At 63.7% G+C, this 23,277-nt stretch carries 21 protein-coding genes; 14 read left to right on the top strand and 7 right to left on the bottom strand.

What is annotated here, in order from left to right; all coding sequences use genetic code 11:
- Positions 1–147 precede the first annotated feature (147 nt).
- On the bottom strand, positions 148–330 hold the full coding sequence (locus BMX92_RS12660; RefSeq protein WP_093017026.1) for a hypothetical protein: 183 nt from the start codon (positions 328–330) through the stop codon (positions 148–150).
- A 129-nt stretch (positions 331–459) separates the two neighbouring features.
- A complete protein-coding gene (locus tag BMX92_RS12665) occupies positions 460–1,749 on the bottom strand; it encodes an adenylosuccinate synthase (protein ID WP_093016952.1) in 1,290 nt (429 codons plus the stop codon).
- Between the two features lie 242 nt (positions 1,750–1,991).
- On the opposite strand from BMX92_RS12665, the gene BMX92_RS12670 reads away from it, so the two are divergent.
- Positions 1,992–2,885: an alpha/beta hydrolase gene (locus BMX92_RS12670; RefSeq protein WP_093017028.1), complete on the top strand. Its 894-nt coding sequence runs from the start codon at positions 1,992–1,994 to the stop codon at positions 2,883–2,885.
- Between the two features lie 40 nt (positions 2,886–2,925).
- Positions 2,926–3,357, top strand: coding sequence for a DUF5990 family protein (locus BMX92_RS12675; protein WP_093016954.1), 432 nt, complete (start codon positions 2,926–2,928; stop codon positions 3,355–3,357).
- Between the two features lie 7 nt (positions 3,358–3,364).
- Here the strand turns inward: BMX92_RS12675 and BMX92_RS12680 are convergent, their stop codons facing one another.
- From BMX92_RS12680 to BMX92_RS12690, 3 genes are all read right to left on the bottom strand, one after another.
- Positions 3,365–4,495 carry an ATP phosphoribosyltransferase regulatory subunit gene (locus BMX92_RS12680; RefSeq protein WP_093016956.1) on the bottom strand — a complete coding sequence of 377 codons (1,131 nt, stop codon included), beginning with the start codon at positions 4,493–4,495 and terminating at the stop codon, positions 3,365–3,367.
- An 80-nt stretch (positions 4,496–4,575) separates the two neighbouring features.
- Positions 4,576–6,156: a phosphoglycerate dehydrogenase gene (gene serA / locus BMX92_RS12685; protein ID WP_093016958.1), complete on the bottom strand. Its 1,581-nt coding sequence runs from the start codon at positions 6,154–6,156 to the stop codon at positions 4,576–4,578.
- 128 nt (positions 6,157–6,284) lie between these two features.
- Entirely contained in the window at positions 6,285–7,445 is a 1,161-nt protein-coding gene (locus BMX92_RS12690) for a phosphoserine transaminase (RefSeq protein WP_093016960.1), read from the bottom strand.
- Positions 7,446–7,607: 162 nt separating this feature from the next.
- Between BMX92_RS12690 and BMX92_RS12695 the strand changes: the two genes are divergently transcribed.
- From BMX92_RS12695 to BMX92_RS12735, 8 genes are all read left to right on the top strand, one after another.
- Complete coding sequence (locus BMX92_RS12695; RefSeq protein ID WP_093016962.1) at positions 7,608–8,288, top strand: extensin-like domain-containing protein; 681 nt, start codon at positions 7,608–7,610, stop codon at positions 8,286–8,288.
- Between the two features lie 384 nt (positions 8,289–8,672).
- The gene (locus BMX92_RS12700; protein WP_093016964.1) at positions 8,673–9,551 is read left to right on the top strand and encodes an LOG family protein; all 879 of its coding nucleotides are present in this window, start codon (positions 8,673–8,675) and stop codon (positions 9,549–9,551) included.
- A 142-nt stretch (positions 9,552–9,693) separates the two neighbouring features.
- Positions 9,694–10,359 (top strand): pyrimidine 5'-nucleotidase, encoded by a 666-nt coding sequence (locus BMX92_RS12705; protein ID WP_093016966.1) that lies wholly within the window; start codon positions 9,694–9,696, stop codon positions 10,357–10,359.
- Positions 10,360–10,362: 3 nt separating this feature from the next.
- On the top strand, positions 10,363–11,202 hold the full coding sequence (gene dapD / locus BMX92_RS12710; RefSeq protein WP_093016968.1) for a 2,3,4,5-tetrahydropyridine-2,6-dicarboxylate N-succinyltransferase: 840 nt from the start codon (positions 10,363–10,365) through the stop codon (positions 11,200–11,202).
- A gap of 449 nt (positions 11,203–11,651) precedes the next feature.
- The gene (locus BMX92_RS12720) at positions 11,652–12,896 is read left to right on the top strand and encodes a putative DNA modification/repair radical SAM protein (RefSeq protein ID WP_093016970.1); all 1,245 of its coding nucleotides are present in this window, start codon (positions 11,652–11,654) and stop codon (positions 12,894–12,896) included.
- A 74-nt stretch (positions 12,897–12,970) separates the two neighbouring features.
- On the top strand, positions 12,971–13,321 hold the full coding sequence (locus BMX92_RS12725; protein WP_093016972.1) for a hypothetical protein: 351 nt from the start codon (positions 12,971–12,973) through the stop codon (positions 13,319–13,321).
- A gap of 74 nt (positions 13,322–13,395) precedes the next feature.
- Positions 13,396–13,866 carry a hemerythrin domain-containing protein gene (locus tag BMX92_RS12730; protein ID WP_093016974.1) on the top strand — a complete coding sequence of 157 codons (471 nt, stop codon included), beginning with the start codon at positions 13,396–13,398 and terminating at the stop codon, positions 13,864–13,866.
- A gap of 94 nt (positions 13,867–13,960) precedes the next feature.
- On the top strand, positions 13,961–15,358 hold the full coding sequence (locus BMX92_RS12735; protein ID WP_093016976.1) for a UdgX family uracil-DNA binding protein: 1,398 nt from the start codon (positions 13,961–13,963) through the stop codon (positions 15,356–15,358).
- Positions 15,359–15,361: 3 nt separating this feature from the next.
- Here the strand turns inward: BMX92_RS12735 and metW are convergent, their stop codons facing one another.
- Both metW and BMX92_RS12745 read right to left on the bottom strand, forming a co-directional pair.
- On the bottom strand, positions 15,362–15,955 hold the full coding sequence (metW, locus tag BMX92_RS12740; protein ID WP_093016978.1) for a methionine biosynthesis protein MetW: 594 nt from the start codon (positions 15,953–15,955) through the stop codon (positions 15,362–15,364).
- Positions 15,952–17,088 (bottom strand): homoserine O-acetyltransferase MetX, encoded by a 1,137-nt coding sequence (locus BMX92_RS12745; RefSeq protein WP_093016980.1) that lies wholly within the window; start codon positions 17,086–17,088, stop codon positions 15,952–15,954. Before BMX92_RS12745 ends, metW begins: the two co-directional genes overlap by 4 nt.
- A 66-nt stretch (positions 17,089–17,154) precedes the next feature.
- Here BMX92_RS12745 and BMX92_RS12750 point away from each other — a divergent pair, with 66 nt between their 5' ends.
- From BMX92_RS12750 to cas2, 4 genes are all read left to right on the top strand, one after another.
- A complete protein-coding gene (locus BMX92_RS12750; RefSeq protein ID WP_093016982.1) occupies positions 17,155–18,114 on the top strand; it encodes a 2-hydroxyacid dehydrogenase in 960 nt (319 codons plus the stop codon).
- 386 nt (positions 18,115–18,500) lie between these two features.
- Positions 18,501–21,677: a type II CRISPR RNA-guided endonuclease Cas9 gene (gene cas9 / locus BMX92_RS12755; RefSeq protein WP_256213413.1), complete on the top strand. Its 3,177-nt coding sequence runs from the start codon at positions 18,501–18,503 to the stop codon at positions 21,675–21,677.
- Positions 21,678–21,683: 6 nt separating this feature from the next.
- Entirely contained in the window at positions 21,684–22,625 is a 942-nt protein-coding gene (gene cas1 / locus BMX92_RS12760) for a type II CRISPR-associated endonuclease Cas1 (protein WP_093016986.1), read from the top strand.
- Positions 22,622–22,963 (top strand): CRISPR-associated endonuclease Cas2, encoded by a 342-nt coding sequence (gene cas2 / locus BMX92_RS12765; protein WP_218145782.1) that lies wholly within the window; start codon positions 22,622–22,624, stop codon positions 22,961–22,963. The genes cas1 and cas2 overlap by 4 nt, the downstream gene beginning before the upstream one ends.
- Positions 22,964–23,277 lie beyond the last annotated feature (314 nt).

Raw genomic sequence — 23,277 nt, forward strand, 5'->3', positions numbered from 1 at the left:
TTCCCTGATGTGGTGGGGCGGTCTTCGCATGGCCGCTGGCAAGCGTCCAGACGCTCCGTGCTCCGGCGCAGGCCGGAGCCCAGTTCAGCCCTGGCACATTGGATCAAGGGCAGGACTGGGCTCCTGCTTTCGCAGGAGCACAACAATCTACCGCAATTTCGCGATGTTCAACCCGTCCTGCTTGGCGCGGGCCTTGGTCGATTCCTCGCTGCGGGTCAGCGCCTTGGCGATCGCCTTCAGCGCCATGCCCTTCTTGGCCAGCGTATGCAGCTTCTGGATCTCGTCCGGAGTCCAGGGCTGCTTGTGACGTTCAAAGCGATCGCCTGCCATGATTTTTTCCTTTGTCGCCGCACCGGCCCTCACCCCCACCCGACCACCCAACGGCATTATCATATGGGTGGTCGGGTGGGGGTGAGGGCCGGTGCCGATCTGTTTCAGCTTAGCTGAAACCCAAAAAGATCAATCCGCGAAGGGATCGCGGACGAGGATCGTGTCGTCGCGTTCCGGGCTGGTGGAAACCAACGTGACCGGGCAACCGATCAGTTCCTCGATCCGGCGGATATATTTGATCGCCTGCGCCGGCAGTTCGGCCCAGCTACGCGCGCCGGCGGTGGTTTCGCTCCAGCCACCGATCGTTTCATAGATCGGCTCCGCCTTCGCCTGATCCTGCGCATGGGCGGGCAGATAGTCGAACGTCTGGTCGCCAATCTTGTAGCCGACGCAGATTTGCAGCTCTTCAAAGCCGTCCAGCACGTCCAGCTTGGTCAGCGCAATGCCGGTCACGCCCGACACGGCGACCGACTGGCGCACCAGCACCGCATCGAACCAGCCGCAGCGACGCTTGCGGCCGGTGACGGTGCCGAATTCATGGCCGCGCTCACCCAGGCGCTGGCCGATGTCATTCTCCAGTTCGCTGGGGAACGGGCCGGAGCCGACGCGGGTGGTGTAGGCCTTGACGATGCCGAGCACGAAGCCCGCCGCATTGGGGCCAAGGCCGGTGCCGCTCGCCGCCGTGCCCGCCACCGTGTTGGAGGAGGTGACGAAGGGATAGGTGCCATGGTCGATGTCGAGCAAAGTGCCCTGCGCGCCTTCGAACAGGATGCGCTGGCCCGCCGCCTTCGCCTTGTTCAGCGTCAGCCAGACGGGCTTCACGAAAGGCAGGATGAATTCGGCGATTTCGGTCAGGTCCGCCATCAGCTGCGCACGATCGATCGGCGCTTCGCCAAAACCGGCGCGCAGCGCATCATGATGGGCGGTCAGGCGATCGATCTGAAGGTCCAGATCATCCAGATGGGCCAGATCGCAAACGCGAATGGCGCGACGGCCGACCTTGTCCTCATAGGCCGGGCCGATGCCGCGACGGGTGGTGCCGATCTTGCCGGCGCCCGACGCATCTTCGCGCAGGCCGTCAAGGTCGCGGTGGAAGGGCAGGATCAGCGGGCAGGTTTCGGCAATCTGAAGATTGTCGGGATTGATCTCGACGCCCTGCCCCTTCAGCTTCGCGACTTCGTCGCGGAAGTGCCAGGGGTCCAGCACCACGCCATTGCCGATCACGCTGAGCGTGCCGCGCACGATGCCCGACGGCAGCAGCGACAGCTTGTAGACCTTCTCACCCACCACCAGCGTATGGCCGGCATTATGGCCGCCTTGAAAACGGGCGACGACATCGGCGCGTTCCGACAGCCAGTCGACGATCTTGCCCTTGCCTTCGTCGCCCCACTGAGCGCCGATCACGGTCACATTTGCCACAGATACAGTCCTCCGCCCGCCGCGCGGACCGGCCATGCCCTTCGACGGGACTCGGCATGCCGGTGGGATAGGATGGGCGCGCCGACAACAGTCATGGGCACCCTATACGGGGCGCGCGTTACCCGCACGGGCGCGGCGCGTCAAGGCGGGAGGGCCATTACACTTTGATACAGCACAGCCGCTTTACGACCGCTTGCCGCCCAACGATCATAGGCGCGGGGGCAGGCATGAGGAAGAAGATGATGCGTGAACGACTTTCCCTGTTCCTGATCCCGGCGCTGCTGACGGCCAGCGCCGCCGACGCGCAGACGCTGCGCGAACGCTGGCGCGCGCGTCTGGCCGAAGGGCAACAAAGCGCACCGGGCGGGCAAGCCATGGCCTATGGCAAGGATGCACTCCAGACACTGGACTATTGGCCGGGCAAGGGCGCGAAGCCGCCGCTCCTCCTCTTCGTCCATGGCGGCGGCTGGAAGCGCGGCGACAAGGATAACGCAACCGGCGCGACCAAGGTCGATCATTATACCGGCCTTGGCTATGCCTTCGCATCGATCAACTATCGGCTGGTGCCCCACGCCACGGTCGAGCAGCAGGCGCAGGATGTGGCGGACGCGATCGCCTATCTGCGCGGCAAGGCCGGAGCGCTGGGCTTCGACCCCGGCCGGATCGTCCTGATGGGTCATAGCGCCGGCGCGCATCTCGTCGCGCTGGTGGGCACCGACATGCGCTATTTCGCGAAGGCCGGCTTACAGCCCGATGCAGTGAAGGGCGTCATCCCGCTCGACGGCGCCGCCTATGATGTCGCCCGGCAGATGCAGGAGGGCGGCCGCGCCATGGCCGATACTTATCAACAGGCCTTCGGCACCGATCCCGCCCGCCAAAAATCGCTGTCGCCAACGCTACAGGCGGCAAAACCCAATGCCCCTGCCTTCCTGATCCTGCATGTCGACCGGACGGACGGCACCGCCCAGTCCAACGCCCTCGCCGCCGCGCTGAAGCAAGCCGGCACCCCGGTCGAGCTCCAAGCACTGGGAGGGCGCGGCCTGCGTGGCCATATGCAGATCAACCGATCGATGGGCGATCCCGCTTATCCGGGAACGGGCATCGTGGATATATGGCTGAAGCAGCTTCTGGGTTAGCCCCCTCGCTTTCACGCGCCGCGCGGGCTACAAAAAATGCATGGCGAAGGCAGACCAGATCGCAATCACCTTGCGCATCATCATCGAACAGCCGGTGATCGGCGTGCGCCACAGCCTGCAAGCGAAGGATGATCAGCCACTCGATCCGAAGACGTCGCAGACCGGCGAACCGCTGTCCTTCGACCTGCCGATCCGCATCGCGCCCGGCCCGAAATTTATCGGCGATCAGGTCCGTCGCGAAGGACCGGTCCGGCGCTTCCTCTATATCCGCATCGGCCAGCTTGCCGGCGATCCGGCCTCAGACTGGTCGCGCCGGATGAAGATCGACATTCACGATCTGGACGCGGCGCTGCTGGCGCGCGCGATCGAGACGCAAGGAATCATCGAAATAACGGTGAACGGCACCGGCAAGGACGGCAGCCCCGCCTGCGCCACGGTGCCACCCATCCGCCGTCAACTGGCCGAACGCTGAACCGGGATCAGTAAGCGCGCGGCTCCGCGCCATCCAGCCAGTGCGAACAGCGCTGGGCCGCGCCATCTTCACCTTCGGACAAGGCCGCAACCGTATGCCATCCTTCCGCCCGCAACTCCGCGGCACGCGCGGCATCGGCGCCCAGCGGCAGGAACAGCCGCTTGGGACTGTCGCCACCAAAGCCCGCATCGATCAGCGGATCGGGATAGAGCGAGAAGCCCATGGCCGGTTCGTCCGCGCCGTCGGCCCGCGCGATGGCATAGCTGCCGCCACGGCCGATCTCGCCAATGAACCCCTCGGCAAAGATGGAGAAGCCGAACCAGTTCTGGAATTCAAAGCCATGCCGCTCGGTCGGATCGAGCGTCAGGGTAATGTCCCATCCGATCGGTTTCGCAACAGCGCGCAGGCCCGCAATGCGGCTGTCGATCGCGCCGCCGATGCTGGCGCTGAACGCTTCCAGCCGCTCCATCGCCGCATGGAAGGGGCCGGTCGCCTCGATCAGCGGCAGATAGGCCGCCGCCGCCGGGCTGATCGCCACCAGCGCGCCGGCATCCTTGGCGTCCAGTTCGGTGCGCACAGCCTCCACCTCATTGGGCGCGAGCGGCAGCGGCCCGGCAGCCAGCGCGTCGATCAGGTCGGGCAAAGTAAAGTCGATGGTGATGCCGGTCACGCCGGCGGCCTGCAACGCCTCGATCGCGATATTCACGATCTCGACTGCGGCGGCGGCGCTATCGCTACCGATCAGTTCGGCGCCAAGCTGCATCTTCTCCCGCTCGGGGCGCAGCTGGCTCGCCTTCTGGCGAATAACCGGCCCGGCATAGGACAGGCGCAGCGGGCGCGGCGCGGTGCGCAGGCGGGTGGCGGCGATGCGCCCGACCTGCGCCGTCATGTCCGGACGAAAGGCCAAAGTACGCTGCGACACCGGATCGACCACGCGCACCAGATCCTGCGCGCGCATGGACTTGAGCCGCTGGGTCAGCGTATCCTCAAATTCCGCGAGCGGCGGCATGACCCGTTCATAGCCATGGGTCGCCACCGTATCCAGCACGCGGCGCGCCAGACGCGCAGAAGCTTCGGCCTGCGGCGGCAGGCGGTCGGATAATCCTTCGGGAAGAAGGCCGGGCGGGATCATGGTCATGGGACAGGCCCTTTAGCGGAATTTTGGGGTTAGGCCATCCCCAACCCTCTCCCCGACGGGGAGAGGGCTTTTCGGGCAGCTTAGGCGAAGCGCAGCAGCTTCACCGTCTTGACGCCGGTCAGGTTGCAGATTTCCCAGCGCAGCGGTTCGGTGACGGTGCCGTCGACCGACAGCAGCAGCACGGCTTCACCGCCCTGATCGCGACGGCCCAGATGGAAGGTGCCGATATTGACTTCGGCCTCGCCCAGCTTCGACCCCAGACGACCGATGAAGCCCGGCGCATCCTGATTGACGATGTAGAGCATGGTGCCATCCAGATCGGCTTCCACCTTGATGCCGAACAGTTCGACCAGACGCGGCTGAGCGTGACCGAACAGCGTACCCGCCACCGACTTGTCGCCATTGACGGTCGACACGGTGACGCGCACCAGCGTCTGATAGTCGCCTTCGCGGTCATGACGCACTTCGCGCACGTCAAGGCCGCGCTCCTTCGCCAGGAAGGGCGCGTTGACCATGTTCACCGTGTCCGAATAGACGCGCATCAGCCCGGCCAGAACGGCGGCAGTGATTGGCTTCTGGTTCAGCTCGGCGGCATGACCCTCGACTTCCACCGCTACGCCGGTGATCGCGTCGCCTTCCAGCTGACCGACCAGCGAACCCAGCTTTTCCGCTAGCGCCATATAGGGCTTCAGCTTGGGCGCTTCCTCGGCCGACAGCGACGGCACGTTCAGCGCATTGGTGATGCCGCCGTCGAGCAGATAGTCGGACAGCTGATCGGCGACCTGCAACGCCACATTGACCTGCGCTTCGTCGGTCGACGCGCCCAGATGCGGGGTGCAGATGAAGTTGGGCGTACCGAACAGCGGCGAGTCCTTGGCCGGCTCGGTCTGGAACACGTCGAGCGCGGCGCCCGCAACTTGACCCGAATCCAGCGCTTCCTTCAGCGCCGCTTCGTCGATCAGGCCGCCACGCGCACAGTTGATGATGCGCACGCCCTTCTTGGTCTTGGCCAGATTTTCCTTCGACAGGATATTGCGCGTCTGGTCGGTCAGCGGCGTGTGCAGCGTGATGAAGTCGGCCTTGGCCAGCAGCGTATCCAGATCGGCCTTTTCCACGCCCATTTCGATCGCGCGTTCCGGCGTCAGGAAGGGATCGAAAGCGACGACCTTCATCTTGAGGCCCAGCGCGCGAGTGGCGACGATCGAACCGATGTTACCGGCGCCGATCAGGCCCAGCGTCTTGCCGGTCACTTCCACGCCCATGAAGCCATTTTTGGGCCACAGGCCCTGCTGCGTCTGGGCATTGGCTTCGGGCAATTGGCGGGCGAGCGCGAACATCAGCGCGATGGCATGTTCAGCCGTGGTGATGCTGTTGCCGAACGGCGTGTTCATCACGATCACGCCCTTGGACGAGGCATAAGGGATGTCGACATTGTCGACGCCGATACCGGCGCGGCCGATGACCTTCAAATTGGTCGCGGCGTCCAGGATTTCCTTGGTGACTTTGGTCGAGCTTCGGATGGCAAGGCCATCATAGTCACCGATGATGGCGATCAGTTCTTCGGGGGTCTTGCCGGTGATGACGTCGACCTCGACGCCGCGCTCCTTGAAGATCGCAGCGGCGCGGGGGTCCATCTTGTCGCTGATAAGTACCTTGGGCATCTGTATTTCCTTCGGAAAATAGTCCCGTCATCCCCGCGAAGGCGGGGACCCATCTCCCATAAGAAGCGTCAAGCGGGACGGTCGGGAGATAGGTTCCCGCTTTCGCGGGAATGACGACTTAAAGAGAGTTAAGCAGCCTTGACGGTCGCATAGGCCCAGTCGAGCCACGGACCGAGCGCTTCGATATCCGCCGTTTCGACGGTCGCGCCGCACCAGATGCGCAGGCCAGCCGGAGCGTCGCGATAACCCGCGACGTCATAGGCAGCGCCTTCCTTTTCGAGGAGAGCGGCAAAGGCCTTGATGAAGGCTTCGTCCGCGCCTTCCACCGTCAGGCAGACGCTGGTCTTCGACCGCGAAGCCTCATCGACGGCGAGATGGCCCAACCAATCCCGTTCCGCGACGATCTTGCCCAGCGCGGCCGCATTGGCATCGCTGCGCGCGATCAGGCCGGCCGAACCGCCCAGCGACTTGCCCCATTCCAGCGCGAAGATCGCATCTTCCACGGCCAGCATGGACGGCGTGTTGATGGTTTCGCCCTTGAACACGCCTTCGGCCAGTTTGCCCTTCGCCATCAGGCGGAATACCTTGGGCAGCGGCCATGCCGGGGTGTGGGTTTCCAGACGCTCGACAGCGCGGGGGCCGAGGATCAGCACGCCATGGCCGCCTTCACCGCCCAGCACCTTCTGCCAGGAGAAAGTGGCGACGTCGATCTTCGCCCAGTCGATGTCATAGGCGAACACCGCGCTGGTCGCGTCGGCGAAGGTCAGGCCCTCGCGATCCGCCGGAATCCAGTCCGCATTGGGCACGCGCACGCCCGAAGTCGTGCCGTTCCAGGTGAACAGCACATCGTTGCTGAAATCGACGGTCGTCAGGTCGGGCAGCTGGCCATAATCGGCGCGAATGACTGTGGGGTCCAGCTTCAACTGCTTGGCGGCATCCGTCACCCAGCCTTCGCCGAAGCTTTCCCAGGCCAGCGTCGTCACCGGGCGGGCGCCCAGCATCGTCCACATCGCCATTTCGAAAGCGCCGGTGTCGGAACCGGGGACGATGCCGATGCGGTGCGTGTCGGGCAGGTTCAGCAGCTCGCGCATCAGGTCGATGCTGTAGGCAAGGCGGGTCTTGCCGATCTTGGCGCGATGCGAACGACCGAGCGACTCTGTGGCCAGCTTGGCGGCATCCCAGCCCGGAGGCTTGGCGCAGGGACCGGAAGAGAAAAAGGGGCGGGCCGGACGGCTTACGGGCTTTGCGGCAGGCGCAAGGGTGGCGTCAACGGCAGTCAAATCAGTCATGTAATGCTTCTCCTTACAGAGAGCACGCGCGGCGTTGGGACCGCGTGGCCCGTCGGCCGCACTAATGTCCGCGAAAAAAGAGTCAAGCCGTTTGTGGAAATGCGACGAGGCGAAAAGGGCGGTTAACTTTCGTAAAGATTCGCGATGGTAAACATCTGATTCATGGAAGAGCGGGTGACAGAAACAGGCTTTCTGCGCGGCGCGGCCCTGGCCGTGCTGAGCGCAATGATGCTGAGTGCATGCGGTGGCGATCTGGTCCCGCGCGGGCGGGTGGTGCAGGCGTCAAAGCCCATACGCGCGCCCGCGCAACCCGCCATGGAAACCCGCCAATGTTTCGCGAAGCTCGAATCGCAATCGGTCAGCTTCACCCCCCTGCCCGACCGGAATTTCGGCGGCGGATGCAGCGCCATCAGCAGCGTCAAGCTGACCGATATCGGCGTCCCCGTGTCGGGCGCCGGCGCCATGACCTGCAACCTTGCCGCCAATTTCGCCGCCTGGGCGCGCTATGGCGTGCAGCCCGCCGCCCGCCTGATTCTGGGCGCGGAAATCGAGAAGATCGAAACGTTCGGCACCTATAATTGCCGGCCGATCGCGGGCAGCGGGAAGCTGAGCGAACATGCGCACAGCAACGCCATCGACGTATCCGCCTTCGTCCTGTCCGATGGTCGCCGCATCAGCATCCAGAAGGACTGGCATGGCGACAAGCAGACCCGCCAGTTTCTGGCCGTGGTCCATGCCAGCGCCTGCAAACGGTTCAACACGGTCCTCAGCCCCAATTACAATGCGGCGCATCACGACCATTTCCATTTCGACATGGGCGGCCGCGGAGGGTTCTGTCGCTAGCGCGACGGGGGCGGCTTTTGTGGCTAGACCCACGTACGCTGCATTGGGATCACCCAACCTCCGTTCGGGCTGAGCCTGTCGAAGCCCCCTTTTTTCTTGAGGCGTTTCAGAAAAGTAAGGCCCTTCGACAGGCTCAGGGCGAACGGATCATGTTTAAAGCGTGATGCCCTGTTCGACGGTGGGGCCTGCTGTCCTACATGGCCGGATTTTGCGATGACCGGACCATCGCCAACTCACAGGGCAACTTTCCGATAGGATCATAATCCCGTAACAATATTTCACGATTCGCGGTACATATGCGAAGTTAAGCCCGCGCAATCCTATTTCCGTCCCGGCGCCATTGCGGACTTGGTTTTGGCCTTGTCCGCTACTAAGTTTGTGCAAATGACGAAAAAAGAGATTGAAGAACGCAAGTTCCGCCCGGCCCGCGAAGAGGCCGATGATGCCGCAAAACAGACCGGCACCCCCCAGACCCGCAGTGAAGCCTATAAGCTGGCCTTTCAGGACGCCGAATTCCTGCTGCGCGAGGATTTGCGCCCCGTCCGCTTCCAGCTGGAACTGCTCAAGCCCCAATTGCTGATGGATGAAGCGAAGATCGAATCGACCTTCGTCTTCTACGGCTCCGCCCGCATCCCCCAGCCCGAACAGGTGCAGGCGCGGATCGACGCCGCCACCACCCCGCAACAGAAGCGCATCGCCGAAAATCTGGGCAAGAAGGCGGTCTATTATGAAGAAGCCCGCAAACTCGCCCGCATCGCCGCGCAATATCCGGTGAACGAAGCGGGTTGCCGCCACTTCGTCGTCTGCTCGGGCGGCGGCCCCTCGATCATGGAAGCCGCCAATCGCGGCGCGCAGGATGTCGGCCAGACCACCATTGGCATGAACATCGTCCTGCCGCACGAGCAGGCGCCCAACCGCTTCGTCACCCCGGAGCTGAGTTTCCAGTTCCACTATTTCGCGCTGCGCAAGATGCACTTCCTGCTGCGCGCCCGCGCTCTGGCCGTCTTCCCCGGCGGCTTCGGCACGTTCGATGAAATGTTCGAACTGCTGACCCTGATCCAGACCGGCAAGATGAAGCCGATCCCGATCCTGCTGTTCGGCAAGGATTTCTGGAACCGGGTGGTCGATTTCGAGGCGCTGGCCGACGAAGGCGTGATCGCGCCGAGCGACCTCAATCTGCTGACATGGGTCGAAAGCGCCGAAGACGCCTGGGCTGCGGTGCAGACCTTCTATCAGGACAGCGAAGCACCGGCCTGCGGCTGACCCCCCTCTCCCCTCGGGGGAGAGGGCAGCGAGACTTGGCGGCTTTGCCGCCTGGTCGCAGCCGGAGAGGGGGCGGGCCACGCGCCTTCCCTGCCTCCTCTTCCGCCTTGCCCTACCGGCCATCCCGGATTAGGGCGCGGCCATGCGCGCGGATATGGCCCATATCGATAGCTGGATCTTCGATCTGGACAATACGCTCTATCCGGCGAAGGCGGATCTGTTCGCGCTGATCGACGTCAAGATGGGCGAATATATTCAGGGCCTGCTGGGCTGCGATCCGGTGATCGCCCGCCAGACCCAGAAGCGCTATTTCATGGAGCATGGCACGACCCTGTCGGGGCTGATGCACCATCATGGGATCGAGCCGCGCGAATTTCTCGACTATGTCCATGACATTTCGATGGAGCGGCTGACGGTCGACGCCGATCTCAACGCCCGCATCGCCGCGCTGCCGGGCCGCCGCCTGATCTTCACCAACGGCGACGCCGCCTATGCCGGCCGCGTGCTCGACAAGCTCGGCCTGATCGGCGCGTTCGAGCTGATCCACGACATCCACGCCTGCCAATATGTGCCCAAGCCCGACCCGTCGGGCTATGACCAACTGTGCCGCGTCCATGCCATCGATCCGACCCGCGCCGCCTTTTTCGAGGATATGGCCCGCAATCTGCGCCCGGCCAAGGCGATCGGCATGACGACCATATGGGTCAACAACGGCTCCGAAGCGGGCGACCATGACCATCATCCCGATTTCATCGATTTCGAAACCGACCATCTGACGCCATTTCTGGCCGACATCATTGGGGACTGAACCATGAGCACCGACCTGATCACCACCATCGACGCCGCGTGGGAAGACCGCGCCAACGTCAATCTCCAGACCCAGGGCGACGTGCGTTCGGCCGTCAATCAGGCGCTCGCCCTGCTCGACAAGGGCGAGTTGCGCGTCGCGCAGCCGACCGAAAACGGCTGGCAGGTCAATCAGTGGGCGAAGAAGGCCGTGCTGCTCTCCTTCCGCCTCAACGACAACGCCATGATCGACAATGGGCCGGGCGCAGGCCATTGGTGGGACAAGGTGCCCAGCAAGTTCGCCGGCTGGGACGAGGCCGCCTTCCGCGCCGCCGGTTTCCGCGCCGTGCCGGGCAGCTTCGCCCGCGCGGGCAGCCATATCGCGAAGAATGTCATCCTGATGCCCAGCTTCGTCAACATCGGCGCGTTCGTCGATGAAGGCACGATGGTCGATACCTGGGTCACGGTCGGCAGTTGCGCCCAGATCGGCAAGAATGTCCATCTGTCGGGCGGCGTCGGCATTGGCGGCGTGCTGGAGCCGCTTCAGGCCGACCCGGTCATCATCGAGGATGACTGCTTCATCGGCGCCCGCTCCGAAGTGGTCGAAGGCGTGCGCATCGGCAAAGGCTCTGTGCTGTCGATGGGCGTGTTCATCGGCATGTCGACCAAGATCGTGGACCGCGCGACGGGCGAAGTCTTCATCGGCGAAGTGCCGCCTTATTCGGTCGTCGTCCCCGGCTCGCTGCCCGGCAAGCCGCTGCCCGACGGCACGCCCGGCCCCAGCCTCTATTGCGCCGTGATCGTCAAGCGCGTCGACGCCCAGACCCGGTCCAAGACCGGCATCAACGAACTGCTGCGCGACTGATAATCTACAAAGCCCCACCCCGCCGCGACTTGGCCGCGCTACGCGCCGCCAAGTCGCGGCTCCCCTTCCCTGAACGAGGGGGCCTTCGACCCGGTCTTGATATCCTCGACCGCCGTCCGCTTACGCCACTTCATCACCGTCTTGGGGTTGATCCCGGTTCTCGGCTCAGCGTCGCGAGCGACGCTTGCTATCTCTGTCTTGCTGCTCTGACGGCGTGCGTGGTCGCGCCCCTCCCGTGACGTACCTGTCCTTCCACTGCTGCAAAAGGGTCACACCATCAAACCGTGGAATCAAACAACCTACACAGCAAGCGGCCAAGTCTGCGCAATCTCAGCCAGAAGCACATGACTCTGCCGACCCTCAAGGGACAGGAGTAGCATCCCCTCCCCCTTGGTGCAGTCCTGATCCAGATCATGGACAAGTCGCCATTCCGAACATATCAGGAACATATGGCGCAACTTTCCACCCGGCAGAAACTCGAAATCTTGGCAGATGCGGCTAAATATGATGCTTCCTGCGCGTCGTCGGGCACGGCGAAGCGGGACAGTCGCGGGGGGAAGGGGATCGGGTCGACGGAAGGGATGGGCATTTGCCACGCCTATGCGCCCGATGGCCGCTGCATATCGCTGCTGAAGATATTGCTGACCAACAGCTGCATCTTCGACTGCCATTATTGCATCAACCGTCGGTCGAGCGATGTGCGCCGCGCGCGCTTCACCGCGCAGGAGGTGGTCGACCTCACCCTCAATTTCTACCGCCGCAACTATATCGAGGGGCTGTTCCTCTCCTCCGGCATCATCCGCTCGTCCGACTATACGATGGAACAGATGGTCGAGGTCGCCCGGTCGCTGCGGCAGGACCATGATTTTCGCGGCTATATCCACCTCAAGACCATCCCCGATGCCGACCCGGAACTGCTGCGGCTGGCCGGACTGCATGCCGACCGGCTGTCGATCAATGTCGAACTGCCGACCGAAAGCGGCCTCAAGCGGCTGGCGCCGGAGAAGGATGGCGGGCGGATCGAGGGCGCGATGCGGCATCTGCGCGCCGAGATGGAGGACGGGCAGGACGCAAGGCGCAAATATAGGAGCGCGCCGCGCTTCGCCCCGGCCGGCCAGTCGACGCAGATGATCGTGGGCGCGGACGCGGCCGACGACCGGGCGATCATCGCGCGGGCCAGCAGCCTCTATGACCGGCACCGGCTGCGGCGCGTCTATTACAGCGCCTTTTCCCCCATCCCCTCGCCCAGCGCGGTGCTGCCGTTGAAGCGCCCGCCGCTGATGCGGGAGCATCGCCTCTACCAGTCGGACTGGATGATGCGCTTCTATGGCTATGAGGCTGGGGAGATTGCGGCGGCGACCGATCAGGCGACGGGATGCCTGCCGCTGGATATCGATCCCAAGCTGGCCTGGGCGCTCAACCATCGGGCGATCTTTCCGGTGGACGTCAACCGCGCCCCGCGCGAGGCGCTGTTGCGGGTGCCGGGACTGGGGGTGAAGGCGGTCGACCGCATCCTGATGAGCCGCCGTCAGGGCCGGTTACGGCTGGAGGATGTCGCACGGCTGACCACCTCTATCCGCAAATTGCGGCCCTTCCTGATCGCGGCCGACTGGCGCCCGCTGGCGATGACCGACCGGGCGGACTTGCGCGCGCGACTGGCCCCGCCGGCAAAACAGCTCGATCTCTTCGCATAAGCGCCATTTTTGGGTTGATCCGTGGGAGCGATCGTGAAATCGTGGCTTCCCGGTCACATAGGGAGTTTCGGGTTTTGGCGACGGCACTGGGCAGCAGGACGCAACCGCGCAAGAGCTTTGCCAAGCGGATCAGCAGCCATCTTGCCGCCGCGCTCGTCGTCTTCTGCCTGCTCCAGATCGGCATCGTCGCCAAGATGGGCGGATCGCTGGTCTTGCATCTGGGCATCATCATCGCGATCGGCGGCTATGCCGTGGCCGCGCGCGGGCTGGAACGCCGCTGGCACATGCTGGAACAGGGTGGCCTGTCGGACGGCGGCATGGCGCTGCGCTTCCGCCGCGACGTGGTGCAGCTCTGGGGCGCCAGCCTGGTCGGCGCGCTGCTGTGGGTGCCGGTGGCGATCATCTACCGCTTCCTGTTCGGCTAAACCCTCTTCGGCGCGCGCGCCGGACCCAATTCCATTTTGCCACGTTGTCCTTCCTCGAACGAGGAGGTTCCCCCATGGCCAATGCAACGATTTTCGACCGTCTGAAGCAGGATCACGACGCCCACCGCCAATTGTTCGCCAAGATGGCGGAAGCCGACCGGGAAAAGGACGAGGCCCGGCTGGAAAAGCTGTTCGAGCAGTTCAAGGTGGAGGTGAGCGCCCATGCCGCCGCCGAGGAAGAGACGCTCTATGCCACCATGCTGTCCCGCCCGGACCTGCGCGAGGATGCGCAGCACAGTGTGTCAGAGCACAAGGAAATCGACGATTATCTGGAAGAGTTGAGCGAATTGAAGTTCAACGGCGAAGCCTGGCGCCGCGAGTTCGACAAGATGAAGAAGCGCTACCTCCACCATATCGAGGAGGAAGAGGAAGAGATGTTCCCCGACGCGGCCAAGGATCTGAGCGCGGCGGAAGAGGAAAAGCTGGGCAAGCTGTTCGCCAAGCGCAAGCCGGCGGAACTGGAGCGAGCGAAGGCGGAAAGCTGAACGCAGTCGCCGTTCGTTTCGAGCATAGTCGAGACACGCTGGCGCTGCTCCAACCGCTTCTCGACTTCGCTCGAAGCGAACGGGGCCTGAGATAATGCATCGCGTTTCGTTAAGCGCGCCGGACGATTTCGACGGCTGGCGCGCGGCGGCGCGGCGGCTGGCTGTCGCGGGCGTCGATCCGGCGGATGTGGTCTGGCAGGTGGGCGATGCGCCGGGCGACCTGTTCGGCCATGATCCTTTGCCGCCTGAACCGGAGCGGGCTGCGTTCTCCGTGCCGCGCGCCTTCGTCGATCTGGCCCAGACGGCGATCCTGCATCGAGATCCGGAGCGCTTCGCCTTGCTCTATGCGCTGCTCCACCGGCTGCGCGATCGCCCCGGACTGATGGAGGACCGGGCCGATCCGCTGCTGCGCCGGATCGATGCGCTGGGCAAGGCGGTGCGGCGCGATATCCACAAGATGCGCGCCTTCGTGCGCTTCCGCGAGGTGGCGGAGGGAGATGACACCCGCTTCGTCGCCTGGTTCGAGCCGGAGCATCATATCGTGCGGGACAATGCCGGTTTCTTTGTCCGCCGCTTCGCGTCGATGCGCTGGTCGATCCTGACGCCGGACCTCAGCATCCATTGGGACGGCGCAACGCTGAACGAAGGGCCAGGCGCGCAGCGATCCGACGCGCCCGATGGCGATCCGGTCGAGGCGCTGTGGAAGGGCTATTATGCCGCCATCTTCAACCCCGCCCGGCTGAAGACCGGGGCGATGCTGTCCGAAATGCCGAAGAAATATTGGCGCAACCTGCCCGAAGCGGCGCTGATCCCCGACCTGATCGCCGGGGCGCAGGCGCGCGAGGCGGCGATGATCGCTACGACCTCGGTCGCGCCCCGGCGGCCGGATGATATTGCCACCGCATGGGCGGCCCTGCGCGAAGGCGCCATGGGCTGCACCCGCTGCCCGCTGCATGGGCCAGCAACGCAGACCATATTCGGCGAAGGGCCGTTGGACGCGCCGATCCTCTTCATCGGCGAGCAGCCGGGCGATCAGGAGGATCTGGCCGGGCGCCCCTTTGTCGGTCCGGCCGGGCAATTGTTCGACACGGCACTGGTGCAGGCCGGGGTCGACCGGTCGCGCGCCTATGTCACCAATGCGGTCAAACATTTCAAATTCGAACGGCAGGGCAAGCGCCGGCTGCACCAGTCCCCCGATGCGGGCGAGATAGAGGCCTGCCGCTGGTGGCTGAGTCAGGAGATCGCCCTTGTCCGCCCGCGTCTGATCGTCGCGCTGGGCGCCAGTGCGGCGCGGGCGATGCTGGGCAAGGCGGTGACGATCGGAGCGACGCGCGGCATGCCGATCCCGCTGGCCGACGGCGCGGAAGGCTGGGTCACGGTGCATCCCAGCTATTTGCTGCGCCTGCCCGATGCGGCCCGGCGGGCGGAAGAGCATGCGCGCTTCGTGGCGGAGTTGCGGATGGTGGGCGAGCGACTGACGGCGCTGGCCTGACCGCTATTTCCGCAGCAAAAACACCGCATGTTCGGCGAACAGATTGGCGTTCGCATGGGTGGTTTCCTTGTCGCCCTTCAGGAACCACTGGCCGTCGATCGTCCAGCCCCGTTCCTTCACCAGCGCGCGGAAATCGTCCACAGTCACATGATGGATGTTGAGCGTGTCATACCAGGTGTCGGGCAACAGCCGCGTCACCGGCATCCGGCCGCCCCACATCAGCGACAGCCGCCCGCGCCAATGGGCGAAATTGGGGAAGGAGACGAAGGCCTGCCGCCCGATCCGCAGCAATTCCTCCACCACCTTGTCGGGGCGACGGGTGGTCTGAAGCGTCTGGCTCAATATCGCATAGTCGAAACTGGCGTCGGGATAGTAGGTCAGGTCGGTGTCGGCATCGCCCTGCACCACCGACAGGCCACGCCCCACCGCCGCCGCGACGTTCGACCCGTCAAGCTCCAGACCGCGCGCATCGACCTGACTGCTGTCGCGCATGGCCGCCATCAGCGCGCCGTCGCCGCAGCCGACATCCAGCACGCGCGCGCCCTGCCGCACGGTGCGCGCGATCAAAGCGAGGTCGGGGCGCAACGTCTCGCTCATGCCCGGCCACCGCGCAGGAAGCCGTCAACCACCCGGTTCAATTCCGGGCATTCCAGCAGGAAGGCGTCATGGCCGAAGGGGCTGGACAGTTCGACGAAGCTGGCCTGCGCGCCCGATGCGTTGAGCGCATGGACGATGATCCGCGATTCCGCCGTGGGATAGAGCCAGTCAGTATCGAAGCTGACCAGACAGAAGCGCGCGCTGGTGGCGGTGAACGCCTTGGCCAGCGATCCGCCATGATCCTCCGCAATGTCATAATAGTCCATCGCGCGGGTGATGTAGAGATAGGAGTTGGCGTCGAACCGCTCGACGAAGCTCAGCCCCTGATGGCGCAGATAGCTCTCCACCTGGAAATCCGCGTCGAAGCCGAAGGTCTTGGCGTCGCGCCCCTGCAAGCGTCGCCCGAACTTTTCGGTCAGACCCGCTTCGGAAAGGTAAGTGATGTGCGCCGCCATCCGCGCGACGGCCAGCCCCGCCATCGGCGCCTGCCCATCGGCATAATAGTCCCCGCCGCGCCAGTGGGGATCGGCCATGATCGCCTGCCGCCCCACTTCGTGGAAGGCGATATTCTGCGCGCTGTGGCGGGCGGTCGATGCAATGACGACGCAGCTTTCGACGCGATCGGGGAACAAAGTGGGCCAAGTCAGCGCCTGCATCCCGCCCATCGATCCCCCGATGACGGCCGACAGGCGATCGACGCCCAGATGATCAAGCAGCAGCGCCTGCGCCCGCACCATATCGGCAATGGTCAGCACCGGGAAGCGCATCGCATGCGGATCGCCGGTGACGGGATCGAGGCTGGCGGGACCGGACGACCCCATGCAACTGCCGATGACATTGGAACAGACGATAAAATGGCGCGCCGGATCGACCGGCTTGCCTTCGCCCACCAGCCGCCACCACCAACCCGGCTTGCCGGTAACGGGATGGTCCGACGCCACATATTGGTCGCCGGTCAGCGCATGACAGATCAGGATGACGTTGGATTTGTCCGCATTCATCCGCCCATAGGTTTCATAGGCGATGTCGACCGGGCCAAGCTGCGCGCCGCTCGACAGGCGCAGGGGACCGGCCAGGCGGGCCTGCCGACGCAGGCCGAAGCGGTTGTCTTCGCTGATGGGGACGCTGGCCATAGTCGAGCGGGGCTAGGACCGGGACGGGGCGCTGTCAATCTGGCACAGTGGCGGCGCAATCCCCAGATGGGCCGGATGACCGAAAACCCACTCCCCCCGATCGTCGCCTATGGCCCGCTTAACCCCTATCTGACGCAGGAACTGGAACGCCGCTTCACCGTGCATGCCGTGGCGGCCGACGCCGACCTGTCCGCCCTGCCCGCCGATGTGCGGGCGGCCCGCGCGCTCGTCAGCTTCGGGTCGGTCGGCGCGTCTGCCGCGATCATGGACGCGCTGCCGAAGCTGGAGATGATCGGCCTGTTTTCGGTCGGCTATGACAAGGTCGATGTCGACCATGCCCGCGCAAAGGGCATAAGCGTCACCAACACGCCCGATGTGCTGACCGACGATGTCGCCGACCTTGCCGTCGGCCTGCTCTATGCTACGGTGCGCAATATCGCCGCCAACGACCGGATGGTGCGCGCGGGCGAGTGGGCGCGGGGCGTGAAGCCCGCTCTGTCCGGTCGGGTGACGGGATCGCGCATCGGCATATTGGGGCTGGGTCGCATCGGCCGCGCCATCGCGAAGCGGCTGGAGCCGGTGGCGGGCGAAATCCTCTATCACAACCGGCGCGAGGCGGCGGATGCGCCGTACCGCTATGTCGCCGACCCGATCACCTTCGCCCGGCAGAGCGATGCCATCATCGTCGCGACATCGGGCGGGCCGGAAGCGGCGAAGCTTGTCGATGCGGCGATGCTCGACGCGCTGGGGCCGGATGGCGTGATCGTCAATATCAGCCGGGGCCGGGTGATCGACGAGGAGGCGCTGGTCGCGGCGCTGGCGGACAGACGCATCGCCGGCGCGGGCCTCGACGTATTCGTCAACGAACCGCATGTGCCGGAGGCTCTGTTCGCGATGGAGCATGTCGTGCTGCAACCCCATCAGGGCAGCGCCACCATCCACAGCCGCAAGGCGATGGCCGATCTGGTCCTCGCCAATCTGGATGCGCATTTCGCCGGCGAGCCGCTGCTGACGCCGGTGGTGTGAAACAGAAAAGGCGAGGCCGTAGCCTCGCCCTTATTTGGTGCAGTCAAACTGCTTGTTAACAGTTGGCCCTGCGGTCTCTGAAAACAAAAGATCATCCAGATCGATTGCAATGTCAATTGCAATTCTCTTCTTTTCGGCCAGCTTGATAGAAAGACAATCACAGAGACAGGCCAAACACAACACCTAGCGCATGTCATGCAGTAATGGCGACGTAGAGCAGCATCGGAGGGATGACAAGATTACAATGGTTGTTATGCGCTAGGTAGCGATTGACAAAGATACGATACCGCAACAACCTGACGCCAACGCGCTCGTTTGCGCGACCGATGGACCAGAGGCGATGCGGCTTCGCAGCGACATCGCCTCCTTATGTTTGGGGGAAGTCAGTGGCGCGCAGACTGGGACTGGATATTGGCACCACCAGCATTGGATGGTGCCTGATCGAAGACAATATCAGGATCATCGCCACCGGCGTTCGGATATTCAGCGATGGACGCGATCCCAAGACCGGTGCATCGCTGGCGGTGGATCGCCGCAACGCGCGCGCCATGCGGCGGCGTCGCGACCGCTATCTGGGGCGGCGCTCGGCATTTCTGGACAAACTGATCCAATATGGACTGATGCCCGCCAACGCGGATGAAGCCAGGCTGGTGGCCGAACGCGACCCCTATGCCCTGCGCGCCGCGGCACTGACCCAGATGCTGACCCCTTATGAGATCGGCCGCGCCCTGTTTCACCTCAACCAGCGACGCGGCTTCCTGTCCAACCGCAAGGCGGAACGGCGGCAGAAGGACAGCGAGGACGGCAAGATCGCGAGCGGCGCCAAGGCGCTGCGTCAGGCGATGACAGACGCGGGTAGCGATACGCTGGGCCAGTTTCTGGCCGGGCGATCGGAAAAGCGGGTACGGCTGAACGGAGAATCGCAAGGCTATGATTTCTATCCGCAACGTCGACATATCGATCATGAATTCGGCCGCATCTGGGAAGAGCAGGCGCGGCATCATCCGCACCTGCTGACGTCGGAGGCGCGCGCCGCGCTGCACCGCATCCTGTTCTTCCAGCGGCCGTTGAAGGCGCCGGTCGTAGGCCTGTGCCTGTTCGCCGGGCGCGGCGGCGTGCCGCGCGACGAACCGCGGCTGCACAAGGCGCATCCCCTGTTTCAGGAGCGACGCCTCTATGAAGAGGTCAACCAGCTTGAGATCACGACGCCGGGCGAGGCCCCGCGCAAGCTGACGATCGAACAGCGCGACTGGCTGATCCTGGAATTGCGGAGCAAGCGCAAGGTCAGCTTTACGTCCCTCGCGAAGCGACTGAAGCTGCAACCCGGCGAGAGCTTCAACAAGGCGAGCGAGACGCGGACCGATCTGGCAGGGAACGAAGTCTATGCCGTCCTCTCCGACAAGAAGCGGTTCGGCGATGACTGGGCGCATCTGTCGGCCGAGCGTCAATGGGAGATTATCGACCATCTGATCGAGGAGGAAAATCCCGATACGCTCCACACCTTCTTGACCGGGGAATGCGGACTGGACGAAGAACGGGCGCTGGCCACCGCCAAAACACCGCTGCCCGAAGGCTATGGCCGCCTTGGCGAAACTGCGACGCGGCGCATCCTGGACGAATTGCGCAAGGATGTCGTCACCTATGCGAAGGCGGTGGAGAATGCCGGCTGGCATCATAGCGACGACCGGACGGGCGAGGTGCTGGCGCAACTACCCTATTATGGCGAAATATTATCGCGCGACATTCCGCCGGGCAGCTTCGACCCGGCGGATGAGGATCAGCCCGAACTTTATTGGGGCAAGATCACCAACCCGACCGTCCATATCGGCCTGCGCCAGCTGCAAAAGCTGATCAATGCGATCATCGCCATCCATGGTCGCCCCGACGAGATCGTCGTCGAACTGGCGCGCGAACTGAAGCTGAACGAAAAAGACAAGGAAGAGCATAATCGCCGCATCCGCAAGGATACCGCTGCCGCCATCGCGCGCGGCCAGAAGCTGGAGCAGGAAGGCTTTATCGATAATGGCGCTAATCGCGCGCTGCTGAAATTATGGGAGGAGCTCAATCCCGGCAATCCCCTGGATCGTCGTTGCCCCTATTGCGCGGAACCGATCGGGATGCGGGCGCTCTTCTCCGGCGAGGCTGACATCGACCATATCATCCCCTATTCCCGATCGCTGGACGACAGCGCAGGCAACAAGATCGTCGCGCACCGCCATTGCAATCGGACCAAGGGCAACCGCACCCCCTATGAAAAATGGGGACATGATGAAGAAAGCTGGGACAAGATTGCCGAACAGGTCGCGCGCCTGCATCGATCCAAACAATGGCGGTTCGGGCCCGATGCGATGCAGAGGGTCGAGAAGGATGGCGGCTTTCTGGCCCGGCAACTGACCGACACCCAATATCTGTCACGGCTGGCGGGCAAATATCTGCGCACTCTATATTCGACGGAGGAAGGTAGCCGCGTCTATGTCATCCCCGGCCGAATGACCGCGATGCTGCGGCGGAAATGGGGTCTGAACAGCCTGTTGCCCGACCATAATTATGTCGAAAATGCCCAGTCTAACGCGCCCAAGAACCGGCTGGATCACCGGCATCACACCATCGATGCCGCCGTGGTTGCCGTGACCACCCGATCCCTGTTGCAGGAAATCGCCCATGCGGCCGGCCGGGCCAAGGACAGGGATCTGGACCGGCTGTTCGAGGATATTCCGCAGCCATGGGTAAATTTTCGCGAGGAGCTGGGCGAAGCGCTGCGCACTGTCACCACCAGCCACAAGGCGGATCATGGGCGCAAGTCCGCACCATCGCGGCATCATGATGTCACGTCGGGGCGGCTGCATAATGATACCGCCTATGGCTTGACCGGCGATATCGCGCCCGACGGCAAGACGCCGATCGTCGTCCATCGCATCCCGATCACCAGCCTGAAGCCGGGCGATTTCACCAGTCCCGATCGCATCCCAGACGTCACCCTGCGCGATGCACTGTACCGGGCGACGCGCGACCTGTCCGGCAAGCCATTCGAAGCGGCGCTGGCACAATTCAGCAAGACGGATGGTCCCTTCAAGGGGCTACGCCGCATCCGCATACGCGAACCGCTGAACGTCATTCCGATCCGCGACGCAAGCGGCCGCGCCTACAAGGCGTATAAAGGCGACGCGAATGCGCGATGGGAATTGTGGCGGCTGCCCAATGGCGACATCAAGACCCGCGTGGTGACGATGTTCGAAGCGCACCGGCCGGGACAGGATCCCCGTCCCCACCCGGCCGCCAAACGCATCCTGAACCTGCGCCAGAATGATCTGATCGCGGTGGAGCGCAATGGCGGACCGCGGGAGATATTGCGGGTTGCAGGCTTCAATGTCGCGGGTCGACTGACACTGGCAGCAGTCAACGAGGCAGGGAATCTGAAAGAACGGGACGGGCTGTCGCAGGATCGGGACCCGTTCAAATATGTTTATCTTCAGGGGCGCAGCGTGGTGAAGGCAAAGGCCCGGCAGGTCCGTATCGATCCGCTCGGCCGACTGCTCGACCCCGGTCCGCGCATTCGCGACTGACGCGCGATGGAGCGGATCGTCGATATCGCGACCGACGGGCGCCATCTTTCGCTCTATCGCGGCTTCCTGATCGTGGAGGCGGACCGTGAAGAGGTGGGCCGGATCGCGCTCGATGATATCCATGCCGTGATCGTGCACGCCCATGGCACGACATGGAGCGCCAATCTGGTCGCCGCGCTGGCCGAGCGCGGGGCGCCGGTCGTCTTTTGCGGCACGAACCATGCCCCGGTCGCGGTGACGCTGCCTATCGAGGGGCATCATGCGCAAAATGCCCGGATGCGCGCGCAATGGAATGCCTCCAAGCCTCTGGCGAAGCAATTATGGCGACGGATCATATCAGCAAAGATCGCCATGCAGGGTGCTCTTCTGGCAGCGCGTGGCGTAAACGGCGCCGATGCATTCGCGCTGATCGCGCGACGCGTGAAATCGGGCGATACGGACAATCTGGAGGCGCAGGCAGCGCGCCGATACTGGCCCTTGCTGATGGGGCCGGACTTTCGCCGGGATCGCGACAATCCGGGTGCCAATGCCCTGCTCAACTATGGCTATGCAATCATGCGATCGACCGTTGCGCGCGCCGTGGTCGCCGCAGGGCTGCACCCCACGATCGGCATCAACCATGCCAATCGTGGCAATGCCTTTGCCCTGGCAGACGATCTTATCGAACCGTTCCGCCCTTTGGTCGACGCGCTCGTCATTGCCATGGTGGATCAGGGGATGGATAGGCTCGATCCATCACTCAAGCGCCGTTTTGCCCGGCTGATTGCATTCGACCTGCGCGTCGGCGATGAGATGTCGCCGGTTTCGATCGTCGCCGTGCGACTGGCGCAGTCCCTCGCCCGAGCCTTCGAGAACGGACGCCCATCCCTCACCCTGTTCGATCCGCCGACGCCGATGGAATGGTCCATCGTCGCGCGGGTCGATGATCGGGAATCACCGGACATATGAGGGAACAGCTTTTTCTGAGCGGGTATCGATTGATGTGGATCTTCGTGATGTTCGATTTGCCGGTAGGGACGAAGAAACAGATGCGCGACGCCACTAAGTTTCGCGAATTCCTGCTCGACGAAGGGTTCGAAATGAGTCAGTTTTCCGTGTACGCCCGCTTTTGTAACGGGAAGGAAAGCTTCGATGCCCATCTGGCGCGAATCGAGCGCAATCTGCCGGAGAAAGGCGATGTGCACATCCTCACCTTCACCGATCGGCAGTATGAAAATATCGTGCGCTTCTCCAGCCAACGCCGAAAGCGCCCCCGCAAAAACCCCGATCAGCTTGCGATGTTCTGATTCGATGAACGATTTTAGCGAAACCAGATGTGTCGATTATCCCTTTTATATCAGGAAATTAACAACACATCTGGTTTAGCATTTCAGAGACCGAGGACCAACCGCAACGAAGGCGTTGGCGCGGCGCAAAAAGATTCTGGTTTAGCATTTCAGAGACCGAGGACCAACCGCAACGTGGTCGATAATCAGGCCCGAAGGCAGTTTGGTTTAGCATTTCAGACCGATCAGGGCAGCCAGTTTACCAGCAACGCCTTCACTGGTGTGCTGCGCGCGGCCGAGATCAAGATCAGTATGGATGGCCGGGGGCGCTGGAT

The organism is Sphingobium sp. YR768 (assembly GCF_900111125.1).
GTDB lineage: Bacteria > Pseudomonadota > Alphaproteobacteria > Sphingomonadales > Sphingomonadaceae > Sphingobium.